Annotated in this window: 14 protein-coding genes; 5 read left to right on the top strand and 9 right to left on the bottom strand. The window is 61.6% G+C overall.

The window, feature by feature from the left end:
• Complete coding sequence (locus BJI47_RS16445; RefSeq protein ID WP_088944737.1) at positions 1-504, bottom strand: ribose-5-phosphate isomerase; 504 nt, start codon at positions 502-504, stop codon at positions 1-3.
• Positions 505-520: 16 nt separating this feature from the next.
• On the opposite strand from BJI47_RS16445, the gene BJI47_RS16440 reads away from it, so the two are divergent.
• Positions 521-1,198 carry a DUF429 domain-containing protein gene (locus tag BJI47_RS16440; RefSeq protein WP_254900639.1) on the top strand — a complete coding sequence of 226 codons (678 nt, stop codon included), beginning with the start codon at positions 521-523 and terminating at the stop codon, positions 1,196-1,198.
• A 22-nt stretch (positions 1,199-1,220) separates the two neighbouring features.
• Here the strand turns inward: BJI47_RS16440 and BJI47_RS16435 are convergent, their stop codons facing one another.
• Positions 1,221-1,838, bottom strand: coding sequence for a DsbA family protein (locus BJI47_RS16435; protein ID WP_088944736.1), 618 nt, complete (start codon positions 1,836-1,838; stop codon positions 1,221-1,223).
• Between the two features lie 154 nt (positions 1,839-1,992).
• Here BJI47_RS16435 and pepN point away from each other — a divergent pair, with 154 nt between their 5' ends.
• Entirely contained in the window at positions 1,993-4,566 is a 2,574-nt protein-coding gene (gene pepN, locus BJI47_RS16430; RefSeq protein WP_088944838.1) for an aminopeptidase N, read from the top strand.
• An 86-nt stretch (positions 4,567-4,652) separates the two neighbouring features.
• On the opposite strand, the gene BJI47_RS16425 is transcribed toward pepN, so the two are convergent.
• The 3 genes from BJI47_RS16425 to BJI47_RS16415 form a co-directional block, all read right to left on the bottom strand.
• On the bottom strand, positions 4,653-5,144 hold the full coding sequence (locus BJI47_RS16425) for a DUF5130 family protein (RefSeq protein ID WP_088944735.1): 492 nt from the start codon (positions 5,142-5,144) through the stop codon (positions 4,653-4,655).
• Entirely contained in the window at positions 5,131-5,382 is a 252-nt protein-coding gene (locus BJI47_RS16420) for a hypothetical protein (RefSeq protein WP_088944734.1), read from the bottom strand. The genes BJI47_RS16425 and BJI47_RS16420 overlap by 14 nt, the downstream gene beginning before the upstream one ends.
• A 62-nt stretch (positions 5,383-5,444) precedes the next feature.
• Positions 5,445-6,107: an HNH endonuclease gene (locus tag BJI47_RS16415; protein ID WP_176224913.1), complete on the bottom strand. Its 663-nt coding sequence runs from the start codon at positions 6,105-6,107 to the stop codon at positions 5,445-5,447.
• Between the two features lie 283 nt (positions 6,108-6,390).
• Between BJI47_RS16415 and BJI47_RS16410 the strand changes: the two genes are divergently transcribed.
• Positions 6,391-7,269 carry a mechanosensitive ion channel family protein gene (locus BJI47_RS16410; protein ID WP_088944836.1) on the top strand — a complete coding sequence of 293 codons (879 nt, stop codon included), beginning with the start codon at positions 6,391-6,393 and terminating at the stop codon, positions 7,267-7,269.
• A gap of 51 nt (positions 7,270-7,320) precedes the next feature.
• Positions 7,321-7,716, top strand: a complete 396-nt coding sequence (locus tag BJI47_RS16405) for a globin (RefSeq protein ID WP_088944733.1) — start codon at positions 7,321-7,323, stop codon at positions 7,714-7,716.
• Between the two features lie 5 nt (positions 7,717-7,721).
• Here the strand turns inward: BJI47_RS16405 and BJI47_RS16400 are convergent, their stop codons facing one another.
• A complete protein-coding gene (locus BJI47_RS16400; RefSeq protein ID WP_088944732.1) occupies positions 7,722-8,183 on the bottom strand; it encodes a cupin domain-containing protein in 462 nt (153 codons plus the stop codon).
• A gap of 161 nt (positions 8,184-8,344) precedes the next feature.
• On the opposite strand from BJI47_RS16400, the gene BJI47_RS16395 reads away from it, so the two are divergent.
• The gene (locus BJI47_RS16395; protein WP_088944731.1) at positions 8,345-9,928 is read left to right on the top strand and encodes an alpha-amylase family glycosyl hydrolase; all 1,584 of its coding nucleotides are present in this window, start codon (positions 8,345-8,347) and stop codon (positions 9,926-9,928) included.
• A gap of 30 nt (positions 9,929-9,958) precedes the next feature.
• Here BJI47_RS16395 and BJI47_RS16390 read toward each other — a convergent pair whose 3' ends face one another.
• The 3 genes from BJI47_RS16390 to BJI47_RS16380 are packed head-to-tail and all read right to left on the bottom strand — an operon-like array spanning position 9,959 to position 16,012.
• On the bottom strand, positions 9,959-10,645 hold the full coding sequence (locus BJI47_RS16390; protein WP_088944730.1) for a hypothetical protein: 687 nt from the start codon (positions 10,643-10,645) through the stop codon (positions 9,959-9,961).
• Entirely contained in the window at positions 10,638-11,102 is a 465-nt protein-coding gene (locus BJI47_RS16385; RefSeq protein WP_088944729.1) for a thioesterase family protein, read from the bottom strand. Before BJI47_RS16385 ends, BJI47_RS16390 begins: the two co-directional genes overlap by 8 nt.
• Before the next feature lie 53 nt (positions 11,103-11,155).
• Positions 11,156-16,012, bottom strand: coding sequence for an NAD-glutamate dehydrogenase (locus BJI47_RS16380; RefSeq protein ID WP_088944835.1), 4,857 nt, complete (start codon positions 16,010-16,012; stop codon positions 11,156-11,158).
• Positions 16,013-16,037 lie beyond the last annotated feature (25 nt).

Below are 16,037 nucleotides of genomic sequence, written 5' to 3'. Positions count from 1 at the left end.
TTACGCAGGCTTCACATCGGAACCGAGGGCTTCGCCCCCGGGGACCGCCGGAGCTACACCACTGCGCTCGTACTCGGACAAAATATCGATGCGGCGCTGGTGACGTTCTTCACCGGAGAACGGTGTCGCGAGGAACGCGTCGACGATCGCCAGGGCCTCGGGAAGTGTGTGCATGCGCCCACCGATACCGATGAGCTGCGCGTCGTTGTGCTCGCGCGCCAGTTTCGCAGTCTCGACGCTCCACGCCAATGCGCATCGTGCGCCCGGCACCTTGTTGGCTGCGATCTGCTCGCCGTTACCCGAACCACCGAGGACAAGGCCACGGCTGCCCGGGTCGGCGACTACGCGGCGAGCGGCGTCGATACAGAACGCCGGGTAGTCGTCCACGGCGTCGTATTCGAACGCGCCGCAATCGACGGGATCGTGCCCGCTCGCGGTGAGATGTTCGATGATCTGATTCTTGAACTCGAGACCGGCATGGTCTGCCCCCAGGTATACGCGCATGCATAGAGTCTGACAGGTGGGAGTGCGCGCTGGAAAAACGGTTGCCGGAGTCGACGGAGCCAAGGGCGAATGGGTTGTCGCACTTTTCGACGGAGCTGTCGTCACCTGGAGTGTCGCGGGCAGTGTCGACGCTGTTCTCGACTCGACTGCCGGGTGCTCAGCGGTCGCGGTCGATATGCCGCTGTCGATGCCGGAAGAGTCGTATCGGATCAGTGAGCTCGCGGCGAAAGCATTTCTGGGCCCGGCGCGGTCATCGATCTTCCACACGCCGGTATCGGAGGTACTCGACGCCGAGGACTACCGCGAGGCATGCGACATCTCACGTCGGATCACCGGTAAAGCGATCAGTAAACAGACGTGGCACCTGCTGCCTTCGGTGCGGGCGTGGCGGGCAGCGGAGTTCGACCGCGATCGCGTCGTCGAGGTTCACCCCGAATGTTCGTTCCGTGCAATGGCGACGACGACTGATTTCGCGTCGAAGAAGACCGGGCGCGGTGCAGGTCAACGAATGGCGGCACTGTCGACCTGGATCGACCCACACAATCTTGCCGTGGGTCTCGCCGAACTACCGCCAGGCCCCGCGCTCGACGACGCGTTGGACGCTGCTGCAGCCACGTGGTCGGCGTGGCGGTACAGCCGCGGAGAACATCAGGTTTTCGGGGCTGCGACCGGGCCGGATCGCATCGTCTACTGACCCGGCCGCGTCCCGGTGCCGACTAATCGAACTGAGGATCCTCGTTGCGAGATCTTTTGAGCTCGAAGAAGTGCGGGTACGAAGCGAATATCACCGAAGCGTCCCACAGCTTGCCTGCCTCTTCGCCGCGCGGGATTCGTGAGAGGACCGGGCCGAAGAATGCGACACCGTTGACGTGGATGGTGGGCGTGCCGACGTCGGGCCCCACCTTGTCCATTCCAGCGTGATGGCTGGTGCGCAGGTCGTCGTCGTAGTCGGTACTGTCCGCTGCCGCCGCCAACTCCGCAGGCAGTCCGAGCTCCGCGAGGGACTGTTCGATGACCTCGGAGAAGTTCTTGTTGCCCTCGTTGTGAATTCGTGTGCCCATCGCGGTGTAGAGGGGCAAAAGAATCTGATCTCCCTCGGCGCGAGCCGCAGCAATCGCAACGCGAACAGGAGCCCATGCCGTCTTCATCATCTCGGCGTAATCGTCGGGCAGGTCCCTGCCCTCGTTGAGAACTGCCAAGCTCATCACGTGGAAATTGGCATCGATATCGCGGACCTTCTCGACCTCGAGGATCCACCGCGAGGTGATCCAGCACCACGGGCACAGTGGGTCGAACCAGAAATCCGCAGTGTCCTTCTGAGCACTACCGGTCACGTGACGCTCCTTCGAATGTTCGATTCACTAATTGCCTAGGGTCAAACCGCGGCGGCTTGCCACGAATTCCGCCGACGCCTGCACCAGCATGCCGGACCCTCGGCGTGATGGGATGGTGGCACTACTCATTCCTACTCGAGAAGGTGTCAATTCTGTGGTTGCTCCCAACCTGACTCGCGACCAAGCCGCCGAACGTTCCACTGTGGTCGGCAGTTCGGCGTATTCGATAGTGCTGGATCTGACCGACGGGTCGGGCAATCCCAGCGAGAAGACGTTTCTGTCGACCACGACCATCACCTTTGCCGCCACCGCGGGTGCCTCGACCTTCGTCGACATCGTGGCAGAGCGAATAAAGTCGGCGACACTCAATGGATCGGCCCTCGACATCTCTGGCTACGACGAGGAGACCGGAATTGCGCTGACGGATCTCGCCGAGAAAAATGTGTTGGTCGTCGAGGCCGACTGTGTCTATTCGCACACCGGCGAAGGATTGCACCGGTTCGTCGACCCTTCCGACGGTTCGATCTACCTGTATTCGCAATTCGAGACAGCGGATGCCAAACGGATGTTCGCGTGCTTCGATCAGCCGGACTTGAAAGCCACCTTCGATCTCGAGGTCACTGCTCCCGAGAGTTGGAAGGTCATTTCCAACGCTGCCCACGCCTCGGAACCTACTGCGGGCAAGCACCTGTTCGACACGACGCCGCTGTTGAGCACATACCTCGTCGCCCTGATCGCCGGACCGTATGCCGAGTGGACCGACACCTACAGCGATGAGCACGGCACCATTCCTCTTGGTCTCTACTGCCGCGCCTCGCTTGCTGAGCACCTGGACGCCGAGCGACTGTTCACCGAGACCAAGCAGGGTTTCGGCTTCTATCACGCGAACTTCGGCACTCCGTATGCGTTCGGTAAGTACGACCAGCTGTTCGTCCCGGAATTCAATGCCGGCGCAATGGAGAACGCTGGGGCCGTGACGTTCCTGGAGGACTACGTCTTCCGTTCCAAAGTCACTCGTTACTCCTACGAGCGTCGCTCGGAGACGATCCTGCACGAGATGGCACACATGTGGTTCGGGGACCTCGTGACCATGACGTGGTGGGATGACCTCTGGCTCAACGAATCCTTCGCTACCTTTGCATCGGTGCTGTGCCAGACCGAGGCGACCGAGTACACGAATGCGTGGACGACGTTCGCAAACGTCGAGAAGGCGTGGGCGTACCGCCAGGACCAGTTGCCGTCCACCCATCCGATCGCGGCGGATATCCCCGACCTAGCCGCGGTCGAGGTCAATTTCGACGGCATCACCTATGCCAAGGGCGCAAGCGTTCTCAAGCAGCTGGTTGCCTACGTCGGCAAGGAGGAATTCCTCGCCGGTCTCCGCAGCTACTTCGTCGACCACGCATTCGCAAATGCCACCTTTGCCGATCTTCTGGCTGCGCTCGAGAAATCCTCGGGCCGAGACTTGTCGGACTGGGGCACCCAGTGGCTGCGTACCACCGGGCTGAATACGCTGAGCCCCGACTTCGACGTCGATGCCGACGGCAATTTCACTCGATTCGCTGTAGTCCAGACCGGGGCCGCGCCCGGCGCCGGTGAGCGCCGGATCCACCGGATCGCGGTGGGGATCTACGACGACGTCGAGGGGAAGCTGGTCCGAACCGACCGCGTCGAGCTCGATTTGGATGCAGCCGAACGCACCGAGGTCCCCGGCCTGATCGGCGTGTCGCGAGGCAAGATCGTTCTCGTCAACGACGACGACCTCACTTACTGCTCGGTGCGTCTCGACCCCGAGTCCTTGGCGACTCTGATCGCACGCATCGGCGACATCTCCGAACCACTTCCCCGGACCCTGGCGTGGTCGGCGGCGTGGGAGATGACCCGCTCAGCCGAACTGAAGGCTCGCGACTTCTTCGCACTCGTCCAGCGCGGCATTTCCGCCGAGACCGAGGTCGGCGTCGTGCAGCGGTTGTTGTTGCAGGCTCAGACCGCGATCAACAGCTACGCGGATCCAGCGTGGGCGAAGGAACATGGTCAGCCGGAATTCGCCGACCTGGTACTCGAGCTCGCCCGCGCCGCCGACGCCGGTTCCGATCACCAGCTGGCGTTCGTCAACTCACTGACGGGTTCGTCGCTGTCCGAGCGTCACGTCGTCCTAGTGCAGGCACTTCTCGACGGCGATGTGAGCGGGCAAGGCCTCGACGGGCTGGAGATCGACACCGACCTTCGCTGGCGCCTGATTTCTGCTCTGGCAGGCGCTGGCGCTATCGACAGCGCCGGTCTCGAATCCCCGGTCATCGATGCCGAGGCAGCACGTGACAACACCGCAGCGGGCGCCCGTTCGGCCGCTGCGGCCCGCACCGTTCGGCCCGACAGCGCAGTCAAAGAACAGGCATGGGCGACCGTGGTCGACGATGACTCCGTCCCGAACATCACCGCGCGCTCGATCATCGGCGGTTTCGCCGGGCCCGATCAGTCGGAATTGCTCGCGCCGTACGTGGACCGCTACTTCGGAGCGATCAGTGATGTGTGGGCTCGGCGATCGAGCGAGGTTGCCCAGACAGTGGTCATCGGGCTGTACCCGTCGTGGTCGATCAGTGCCGAATCTGTCGCGGCAGCGGATCGATTCTTGGGCGGGGACCTGCCCCCTGCCCTCCGCCGGCTGGTGATCGAAGGACGCGCAGGAATCGTGCGTTCACTTGCCGCGCGGGAGTTCGACGCCCAATAGTGACGCCCTGACAACGAGCACATGTGCCGTTCGATCGAATAATTCGATCGAACGGCACATGTGTTTCGAGTAAGCCTGCTGATTGTTTACGGGCTGACGATGGCTGCACTCATGACGCGCACCGAGCTGACGAGCCCGTCGATGAGGTTGCCTTCACGGAAGGGGCCGATCGCTGCGGTGATCCCGAGCTGTGCCACTCGATCGGTGGCGCGATCCGATACGCGACGACCGGTACGGATCTCGATGGCCCTTCGGATGGGATCGACTGCGATGAGCAGTGAACGAACTGCATCGGGAGTACCGGGGAACACCGCGTCCGCACCTGCAGCCGCATCCTCACCCAAGTCACCGATATAGATGTTGAAGCGGATCTGGGTGGCGCGAGTAGCCTCGGTCAGCGCATCGTCGATTGCGACGAGGTCCTGAGTTGCAAAGGGAAGCTGGTTGGGGTTCGGGTCGCCGAAATGGTGGACCGCAGAAATACGGCCACTGGACGTCCGTGCCGCACCGTAGGGCAGGTTGTCGACACTGCCATCCGTGACAGCGACATCCGTACGAGTCAATTCACCACTTGCCACTTGCCGAACCTCCGATCGAGTCAGCTGTAGCGACGGCGTGCGAGCCGTGACCGCCGTGTGGCGTCACCTCGTCCGTTGCGCTCCACAGCACTGAGCCATTTACCCATGTGTCGGACAGGCGGTAGGGCGTGATGTCCAAGCCGGGCTGCCTTTTCGCCAGGAAAGACAACGCGCCGACGATTCCGACAATCGCGATCGGAATCACCCCGAATATCAGCAGAGTCTCCAGAATGCTCACAGGACAAGACCGTAGTCGACTTTTCCCTGCAGGTCGACGCCGGGTTCCATCGGTGTCGAGTGTCAGGCCGCGCCCTCGCCCAAGTAGGCGAGCCACGCTGGGTCGAGTTCCTTGTTGCCTGCCAACAATCGCCAGTGCGGCCCCTTGGGCGGAACCAGTTGCGCTCGGAGTGTCCACCCCAGCTCACTGAGCATTTTGTCGGCCTTGCGGTGGTTGCATGGCGCGCAGCACGCGACGCAATTCTCCCAGGAGTGTTCTCCCCCGCGGCTGCGCGGAATCACGTGGTCGACGGTCTCGGCCTTGGATCCGCAATACGCGCATCGGAAGCGATCACGATGCATCAGCGCGGCCCGCGTCATCGGCACGCGGGCTCGATACGGCACTCGGACGTACGTCCGCAGGCGAATGACGGAGGGCACCTGCACAGAAAAATCGGCGGATCTGATGAACGGTCCGGTTGGATCGTCATGGATGACATCCGCTTTGTTGCAGACGAGGAGAACTACGGCTCGGCGCATCGGCAGCGCGGTGAGCGGCTCGAATGTGGCATTGAGGAGAAGAACTCGGCGCTTGACCCAGGCGGGAAGGCTGTCCTCGCCTACATCTCTTTCCTCGGATGAAATCAACTGCAGTTCAGGCGCCCCGGATGCCCGTTCCCGCTGGTCTGCAGGGTGGTGGTCATCGCTGGGCTGGAGTTGTCGGTGACGATGTTGCTTTTTCTTCATGTGGTTCTCCAGGAAAAGTCAGCGCCCGCGCATGGCTTGCGTGGAACACGAGAGACAGTGGAACACGAATCGAGCGGTGTGCACACCCCTTTTGTCCACGAACAACGTGGCCGCGAGGTGAATTTCCAGGGTCTCGTCGACTGTTCGCTGCGGTGGCGTGATCGCGCCGCGTCCGTAGACTCTTCGAGTGTCTGTATTCAATTCTCTTCCACGCCCCGACATCGCAGCGTCCGCGATCGACTTGCGAGCATTCGAATTGACCGAGACCAGCCGCGATTGGCTGATGCACAGGCCTCTGCAGGTCCTCGGATATCTGGTGCTCGCCATTGTGCTTCGGATCGTGCTGCACAAACTGATCGATCGGTTCACTCATCGCAACGCCAGCGAATCGGGCAGGGCCCCGTTGCTGCTACGTCCGCTGCGAGAGAGGGCTCCGACCACCCTCAAGAGTTCGATTCTGGCCGAGCGCCGTAGGCAACGAGCCAAGACGATCGGTTCGGTTCTCAAGTCCGGCGTGTCCGTCGTCATTCTCGCGTGGTTCGTCCTGTCGGCGCTCGACGTCATCGGCATCAACGTCACACCGTTCATAGCCTCGGCAGGGATCGTCGGGGTTGCCCTCGGTTTCGGCGCTCAGAACCTCGTCCGAGACTTTCTGTCGGGAATCTTCATGCTCCTCGAAGATCAATACGGTGTCGGTGACATCGTCGATCTCGGCGAAGCGACCGGAACCGTCGAGAGCGTCGGACTGCGTGTGACCACCGTCCGCGATATTAACGGCACCGTTTGGTACTGCCGAAACGGTGAGGTTCTGCGCGTGGGGAACATGAGTCAAGGTTTCGCGGTCGCCGTCCTTGACCTGCCGGTCGCGCACACTGCGAACCTGGACGAGGCGTGCGCAGTCGCCGAAAGGGCGACGCTGGCCGTCGTTGCATCCGGTGATTTCGAGGACGACTTGCTCGGTGCACCCGAGATGCTCGGGGTGAACGCCGTGAGCGCTGACACGGTGACCATTCGGATCACCGTCAAAACCCGTCCGGGTCGTCAGTGGGCTGTTCAGCGACGAGTGCATCGCGAAATTCTGCAGGCATTCGACGACGCGGGCGTGAAAGCCCCGTACCCGCAAGGCCGGCAGGGCGGCATGCAGTCCGATATGACCGTATAGGGATACTGGTGACCTAGGCCCGCCCACCGTATGAGTAGAGAAAGAGCAACCATGACCGAACCGCAGCAGACGTTCTACGACGCTGTCGGCGGCGCGGCGACGTTCGAAACACTCGTCGCCGTCTTCTATGACGAGGTGTCGCGCGACGAGATCGTCCGGCCGCTGTACCCGGAAGAGGACCTCGGCCCGGCGGAGCGCCGAATGCGTATGTTTCTCGAGCAGTATTGGGGCGGCCCTCGCACCTATTCGGACGAGCGTGGACACCCGCGGTTACGCATGCGCCACGCAGGGTTCAAGATCGGCCCGATCGAACGCGATGCTTGGTTGCGGTGCATGCACATTGCCATCGCTTCGATCGACTCGAGCATTCTCGACGACGTGCACCGCACACAGTTGGTGGACTACATGGAGATGGCGGCGAACTCCATGGTCAACTCGGCACTCTGAGGACGTCACAGACCTCGTGGGCTCGGAGCGCTCTTTCCGCGCCCCGACACCTTGCGCAATGCCCCACGGATGTTTCGTGCGAAACCGAGTGCGCGCAAGACCGGAGCAGGCAGACCACTACGCAAAATCGCATGCTTGCGGACGTAGTCCGATACATGCCACTCCGACCACGTACCTGCGTGGAACAGTGCCGCGTCCCCGGCAACGAGCGTCCGTGGCGGAGAATCTTCCGCAGAGACCGTGACAGAACCGTCCATGATGTGCACGATCTCGTCGACGTGGAAGTACCAGTTGAATCGGCCGGCAGTGCAGTCCCAGACATTGAAGGTGGTAGTCCCGTCGAGGGTGCGCGTCCACTCCGCGGTTCGCGCAACGGGCTTGCCGTCGAGGATCCAGTCCGGGTTGATCGGGCTCGCGTTCAACTGAACTTCACTCAAACGCACGGCCTCCATAGCCAATTCGGTCATTACGGGGAGCTCTCCTTCATTGCGGCTGGATGGAAGGATACCGCACAATTCGGACAACAAGACTGTTTGCGCATGAAAACCGGGCCTCCGGTCTGTGATATCAGGCCAAACGCACTCCCTGGGTCGAGGCGAGTGGGTTTCGTTTGGCACACTTGCCAGTTGTGAACGATCCGACGCTCCACGCGCCCGAAGAAACATGGTGGAAGGAAGCGATCTTCTACCAGATCTACCCTCGATCGTTCGCCGACTCCAATGGTGATGGAGTGGGTGACCTCGGGGGTATCAGGGAGAAACTCGGGTACTTGGAACTGTTGGGTGTCGACGCGTTGTGGCTCAGCCCGGTCATGCGTTCCCCGATGGCCGACCACGGTTACGACGTCTCCGATCCGCGAGATATCGACCCTCTCTTCGGTGACTTGACCATCATGGACGCGCTGATCGAAGAGGCACACGTTCGTGACATCAAGGTCACGATGGATTTGGTGCCGAACCACACCAGCGATCGACATGCCTGGTTTCTTGCAGCCCTCGAGTCCACGCCGGGGAGCCCTGAGCGTGCTCGCTACATCTTCCGCGACGGTAAAGGAGACGGCTCCGAGCCGCCGAACAACTGGCCCAGCATTTTCGGCGGGCCGGCGTGGACGCGCGTCACCGATTCGGACGGGCGTCCAGGTCAGTGGTATCTCCACATCTTCGCGCCGGAGCAACCGGACCTGGACTGGACGAATCCCGAAGTGGCCGAGGATCTGGCGAAGACGCTGCGCTTCTGGCTCGACAGAGGTGTCGACGGTTTCCGCATCGATGTCGCGCACGGTATGGCCAAGCCTGCCGAGTTGCACGACATGAACCTCGAGTTGAACACCCTGATGAAGAACGACGACGACGATCCTCGTTTCAACAACGAGGGTGTCCACGAGATTCACCGCGGCATCCGCAAGGTGATGGACGAATACCCGAACAAAGTCACCATCGGGGAGATCTGGGTCCAGGACAACGAACGGTTCGGCGACTACCTCCGACCGGACGAACTGCATCTCGGGTTCAACTTCCGCTTGGCCGAGGCCGATTTCGATGCCGCCACAGTTCGGGATGCAGTCACCAACTCGCTCGCCGCGGTCGAGAGAGTCGGCGGAACACCGACGTGGACGCTGTCCAATCACGACATCGAGCGCGAAGTCACCCGATACGGCGGCGGAACCCGAGGAACAGGGCGGGCACGGGCGATGCTGCTCCTGGAGTTGGCGCTCCCCGGAACAGTGTTCGTCTACAACGGATCCGAACTCGGATTACCGAACGCCGTCCTACCGGACGATGTCCTTCAAGATCCGGTCTGGGAACGCTCCGGGCACGCCGAACGAGGCCGCGACGCGTGCCGCGTCCCGCTACCCTGGGAGTCCCCGGTGCCTCCGTTCGGCTTCAGTACCTCCCCGAATACCTGGCTGCCCATTCCACCCGAATGGGCGCCGTTGACCGTCGAGGAACAGCTGGAAGACGTCGATTCGATGCTCAACTTCTACCGGACAGCATTCGAGCTTCGTGAGCTGCGACCCGAATTCTCTGGAAGCGGAGTCGATTGGTACGGGAGCCCTCCCGGCTGCCTTGCGTTCCGCCGGCAAGGAGGACTCATCTGCGCCCTCAATGCGACCGATGCCGCCATTGCACTTCCGCCCGGTGAGCTGCTGATGTCGAGCGCACCTCTCGTCGACGGCCAGCTCCCCGCCGATGCCGCTGCGTGGCTCGTCTGACGGCGCTGGTGATGGGTGATCCGTCGGAAGTCAGCGTTCGACGCTGAGCGACAACGGATTCCCGCGTCTACAGAAGACCGATCCGTAGCGTGCATCGAGACGCAACCACACCTTGGTGGCCCGGACGCGCACGAGCTCGTCGACGTCGATACTGGTGAGGTCGACGTCGACGGTCAACGGGTCCACCCCCGTATGGGGAACGAAACCCATTGCGGTAAGAGCGAACACCGTACGCATAGCGATCGACACATCACCGCCCGGGCCGTCGACGTGCAGTACTTCCTGGTCGAGGAGCGATACCGGTGGACCGTGACTGCTCCCGTGCTCCTTGGCCAGGGCTGCACCCCGCTGAGCAAGGTCGATCAGGACGCGTGCCGGAACGTCGTCCACATGTTGAAATCCGCTGTCCGGAGGCAGTGCACCGCGCCATGCCGAGTCCATCGAGAAGCCAGGATCCACGACCCCGTCGGATGCCGATTGCAGGGCAGCAACGAGTTGATCGGCAGCGGCCGACGTGTCGTCGGGCACGATCGTTCCCGTAATGACCCGCACCGCGAGTGCATCGAATCCGGTTGCAGCCCATACTGATACACGGCCGTCGGCACGGGTTCTCATACGTACGACAGAAGCCTCGTCGAGCCGAACTGCCTTCTCCAGGAAGGCCACGAGGTTCTTGCGTTCGACGGGATCAGGAATGGTGAGGACACGCTCAAACACGTTGCCAGCTCTCCAGATACGTCCGCTCTTCGGCTGTGAATCTCCGCAGCCCCTGAGTATTCATGTCGAACGCCGCTATTTGCGTCGACGCAACGATCGCGGCGGGTGTATCGAGAGACTTACCCTTCGCCCGAACCTCGTAACCTGCAACGAAATCCACCGCTCGGACCTTGTCCACCCACATGAACACGTCCAGCGGACCGTCCTCGTGACGTAGTTGACCCCGGTATCGAACATGCAAGTCCGCAATGACGGCACCGTGACGCAGGTTCGCCGTAGGTTTACCATCGACCAGCAGCCACGGAATACGTGCCTCCTCGAGGAGCGTCACCATGCGGGCATGGTTGATATGTTGGTAGGCATCCATATCCGACCATCGAACCTCGACGCTGGTGTGAAATCCGATTCGTTGTTCGGGGTCTCGCTCGTTCGACAGATGATTCTTGGGCACAGTCAAGTCGGTTCTCTCTCTTGTATCGGTGTCTGGTGTTCGCGGACGATCGGTAAGGATCAAGGAACCATGCTGCGGACCTGACGGGCTGCCACCGACAGCGAGGCAAGATCCAGAGTGCCCGAGTCTGCGATCTCGGCAAGCGCTGTTCGTGTTCGCATCAGCCTGGATGAGTTCATCGCTTCCCATTCGGCGATCTTCTCGGCGGCACTCTCATGCGGTTCTCCGCCCAGCACGACCACTTTGGTGATCGCTCGGAGTGAGGAGTAGAAATCGTCACGTAAGGCCAGCCGGGCCAACGAATGCCAACGGTCGCCACGCGGCAGCCTCGACACCGATGTCAGCAGCCAATCGATGCCGATGTGGGCATCCAACGCGAAGTACAACTCAGCAACTTCGGATAGGTCGTGCTCGGTGATGTCGGCGACATCGATGATGTCGAGCAAACAGAACACGTCCAGCAGTTGATAAACCGCACTCGCCAATTCCTTCGGTGTGCCCCGCTCGACCGAAGCCGCCACTCGATCGTTCAGATCTCGCACCTGGTGCCCGTCGATCCAGCCAGCTACCCGGCTCCTCAGGGAACGGACCTTGGATGCATACCTGCTGATCTCGGCACCTACGGCAAGTGGCTGGGGACGGTTGGTGAGCAGCCACCTGGCGACGCGGTCCAGCACGCGTCGAGATTCGAGCAGAAGTTCATCGGACGATGCAGTCGACATGTCGGCCGATCGAATTTCCTGCCAGAGCTCCTCGAGGTCGAAGATCTCGGTCGCGGCAGCGAATGCGCGCACTGCATCGGTACCGCTCGCCCCGGTGTCCTCGGCAAGTCGATAGACGAAGCTGATCCCGCCGCGGTCGACGGTCTCGTTGGTCAACGTCGTCGCCACCAGTTGCCGCCGGAGCGGATGAGAGGTGATTGCGCTGGAGTACTTCTTACGCAACGGCTCCGGAAAATACTTGGGCAGCCTCGGCGCGAACACGTCACTGTCCGGCAGTTCACTGGCAAGCAGGTCGCTCTCGAGAACTAGCTTGACGTGGGCCATCAACGTAGCGAGCTCAGGCGAGGAAAGACCTCGCCCGTCCTGCGCACGCTTGCGAATGTCGATATCCGAGGGCAGCACCTCGAGTTCGCGATCCAATCCGCTGCGTGCTTCGAGATCCTCGATGACACGTCGGTGGACGGTCAGCAGCGCAGGCGCGTCCGAGCGGGAAGTGCCGAGCAGCTCGTTCTGCATGATGTTGTCCCACAACACCAGCCTGCTCACCTCTTCGGTCATGGACGCAAGCAGGTCATTGCGGTCGGCGGGGTCGAGGGTGCCTTCGGAGATGGCTGTATCGAGCAGGATTTTGATGTTGACCTCGTGATCGGAACAATCGACACCTGCCGAATTGTCCACCGCGTCGGTGTTGATCCGGCCACCGGCAATGTCGTACTCGATGCGTCCGAGCGAGGTGGCACCGAGATTGCCACCCTCACCGACGACGGTGGCCCTGATCTCGCTCCCGTCCACCCGGATTACGTCGTTGGACTTGTCACCGACATCGGAGTTCGACTCGCTGGATGCCTTGATGTAGGTGCCGATTCCACCGTTCCACAGCAGGTCAGCAGGTGACTTCAGGATGGCCCGGATCAGGTCGGGTGGCGCCAATTCGGTTGTCGACTCGTCGAGACCGAGAGCCGCGCGGGCCGCGCGACTGACCGGCACCGACTTGACCGAACGTTCCCACACGCCACCGCCGTCGCTGATCAGTTGCGAATCGTAATCGGCCCAAGACGATCGAGGAAGGTCGAACAGTCGGGCACGTTCGGCGAATGCCGCCGCGCGATCCGGGTTCGGGTCGAGGAAAATGTGTCGATGATCGAACGCGGCGAGCAGGCCGATATGCTTGCTGAGCAGCATGCCGTTTCCGAACACGTCACCGCTCATATCTCCGATGCCGACGACCGTGAAATCCTCTGTCTGCGTATCGATGCCGACTTCACGGAAATGACGTTTGACGCTTTCCCATGCGCCCCGTGCGGTGATGCCCATCGCCTTGTGGTCGTAGCCTGCCGACCCGCCCGACGCGAACGCGTCACCTAGCCAGAAGTCGTACTCTCCGGCAACCGCATTCGCAAGGTCGGAGAACGAGGCGGTCCCCTTGTCCGCTGCCACCACGAGGTACGTGTCGTCACCGTCGCGACGTACGACGCGGTCCGGCGGAAGAACTGCGCCCGTCGCACGATCGAGATTGTCGGTCACATCGAGAAGACCGGCGATGAACAGCCGATAGCACGCCCGCCCCTCCTCGGTCGTCGCGGTCCGGTCCGTGGCCGCGTCTCCAGTCGCTACCGGCGGGCGCTTGACGACGAAGCCGCCTTTGGCGCCGACCGGCACGATGACAGCGTTCTTCACCATTTGTGCCTTGGCCAGTCCAAGCACTTCGGTCCGATAATCTTCACGTCGATCGGACCAGCGAAGCCCCCCACGCGCCACCGCGCCGAATCGCAGATGCACGCCCTCGACTCTCGGGGAGTACACGAAGATTTCGAACCTCGGCTTCGGTTTCGGCAGTTCGGCAATGAACCGAGGATCGAACTTGAGAGACAGAAAATCGCGTGGCGCGCCGACGGAATCGACTACATAGAAGTTGGTTCGCACTGTTGCGCGGATCAATTCGAAGATTGCACGGAGGATCCGGTCGGCGTCGAGACTCACCACCTGATCGATGAGTGAGCGCAGTTCCTTGTCGAGTTCCGCTGACCGATCCTCGGCAGCATCTTCGGGGTCGAATTGAGACTCGAACAAGGTCACCAACAGTTGGGCGGTCCTCGGGTGAGACAGTAGGACACCTTCGATATTGAACTGGCTGTACGGAAAGTTGGCCTGCCGCAGGTACTTCGCATATGCACGCAGGAGGTGCGCCTGCCGCCAGTTCAGCCCGGCACGCATAACGAGTTCGTTGAATCGGTCTGGCTCGGCCTGACCGTTCCACACCGCCGTGAATGCGTCGGTGAATCCGAGTTGCACGCGGCTTTCGTCTTCGAGTGCCCCAGCGTTGGGAAGGTCGGAGTCCAGATCACTGTCGATCGCTGCACGCAGCATCTCTCGTGAGGCGCTGACACCGAAATCATATATCCAGCAACGCATTCCATCCGGCCTACTGATGGGGTACGGACGTTCGTCGTCGACCTCGACTCCGAGACTCTGCAGGATCGGCAAGACTTGACTCAACGAGACACCTCGCCCACCGATGTACAAACTGAACCGCCAGCTTCCGACCGTGGAATCCGAGTTGCGGTACAGCTGCATGTCGATCGTTCCGTCGGCGAGAGCTTCCAGACGCGCGATATCGAACACGGCACGTTCGGGTCCGAAATCTTGCTTGTAGGCCTCCGGGAACGAATCCGTATACCGACTTGTCGAGATCGCGTCGACACTGGTGTCGTCCACGATCGCCTGCGTAAGCCCGTCTTCCCACGTCTTGATCGTCTCGGTGAGAAGTGACTCGATACGAGCGAGGTTGTCGCGAGAGAGATCAGCGCCGACCTGGTTCCGATCGTCGCGCCGAATAGTGACGTGCAACAGGGCCATATCGGACTCGGTGACCCTCGCGGTGTAATCGATACCTGTGCCTACGAGTTCACGCAACAAGCAATCTTGGACGGCGAGGCGCACTCTCGTCGTGTAGCGGTCACGCGGCAGATAGACCAAGGCCGAAACGAAGGCGCAGTTGGAGTCCTCACGTAGAAATACTTTGACTTTGCGGCGACGTCCGATAGCGAGCACCGCAGTCGCATTCTCGAACAGCGCTTCCGTGCCGGAGGCAAACAGCTCCGATCGCGGCATCGATTGCAACACTTCGAGCATCGCTTGGCCGGAGTACGAGTCGAGATCGTAACCGGCTCGGTCGATGATCGAACGCACGCGGCGCTCGATAACGGGAATGTCGAGCACGCTCTCGTGCAACGCCGTCACGGTGAAAACACCCATGAAGCGATGCTCGCCGAGCTCAGGAGCCGCACGATCCATCACCGTCACGAAGTACGGGTACACCGCGCGATGCACAGTCGCCGGGCTCGAACCCTGTGTGAGAGTCAGAAGGTCGAGACGTTCACTGATATCGAGCGACTCTCGATCGAGCGCATGATCCTGGCGCAACACACCGAGTCCACTCCCCGAAACGGACCGTGTCAGCAGCGATCCGTCCTGTGCCGGTTGCACGTCGTAACGGCGATAGCCGAGCAGGGTGTAGTGACCTTCGGCCATCCACCCGAGCAGGTTTGCCGCGTCTCGAAGCTCGGTTGCGCGTTCATCGTCACGTCCTACGGCCGAGTCCGCGAGAGTCCGGGCCACCGAAGCTTGGAGCCCGCGCATCGCTTCGGTGTCGGCGATGACCACGCGGACGTCGTTGAGAACGACGGCGATCTCGTCCTCCAGCACGTCCAGAAGAGATCCGGGCGTCGAGTGATGCAGCGAAATGTGCATCCAGGACTCCCGCCGGGCCCCGCCGTCACTGCCGTTGACTGGTCCCACACGGGTCAGATTTCCACCGCTGTCTCGAACGACGCCCACTATGGGGTGGACCATGTCGGTGACGTCGACGTCGAGTCGAGACAGTCGCGACATAACGGATTCGACCAGTAAAGGCATGTCGTCGGTCACGATCTGCAACGAAGGCCCGATTGCTCTGCCCGTAGCGTCCTCGCCGAGGCGATGCAGACGAATCTTGGCGTCCCCGGGAGCTCTGCGAGCCGCCAACTGCAGATGCATGCGGACGATGGTGCGCTCGGCCTCGGCAGCAGGACCGGTGTGCTCATCGGTGTCGACGTGCGCGAAATAGACTGCCTTCACTTCGGGCAAGGTAGTCACCAACTCTGCGGGCAGTCCGCTCGACCAGTCGATGTCCGTTGTTCCCGCCGCGTCAGGCATGTGTTGAACCACTCCCTTGTGAGGA

Origin of the sequence: Rhodococcus sp. 1168 (assembly GCF_002091955.1) — a bacterium.
Classification (GTDB): Bacteria; Actinomycetota; Actinomycetes; order Mycobacteriales; family Mycobacteriaceae; genus Rhodococcoides.
This window is presented reverse-complemented; position numbering and strand designations above follow the sequence as displayed.

Coding starts and splice junctions, on each gene's coding strand:
- BJI47_RS16445 (WP_088944737.1), bottom strand. CDS start 504: ATGCGCGTATACCTGGGGGCAGACCATGCCGGTCTCGAGTTCAAGAAT.
- BJI47_RS16415 (WP_176224913.1), bottom strand. CDS start 6,107: ATGAAGAAAAAGCAACATCGTCACCGACAACTCCAGCCCAGCGATGAC.
- BJI47_RS16410 (WP_088944836.1), top strand. CDS start 6,391: ATGCACAGGCCTCTGCAGGTCCTCGGATATCTGGTGCTCGCCATTGTG.
- BJI47_RS16405 (WP_088944733.1), top strand. CDS start 7,321: ATGACCGAACCGCAGCAGACGTTCTACGACGCTGTCGGCGGCGCGGCG.
- BJI47_RS16400 (WP_088944732.1), bottom strand. CDS start 8,183: ATGACCGAATTGGCTATGGAGGCCGTGCGTTTGAGTGAAGTTCAGTTG.
- BJI47_RS16380 (WP_088944835.1), bottom strand. CDS start 16,012: ATGCCTGACGCGGCGGGAACAACGGACATCGACTGGTCGAGCGGACTG.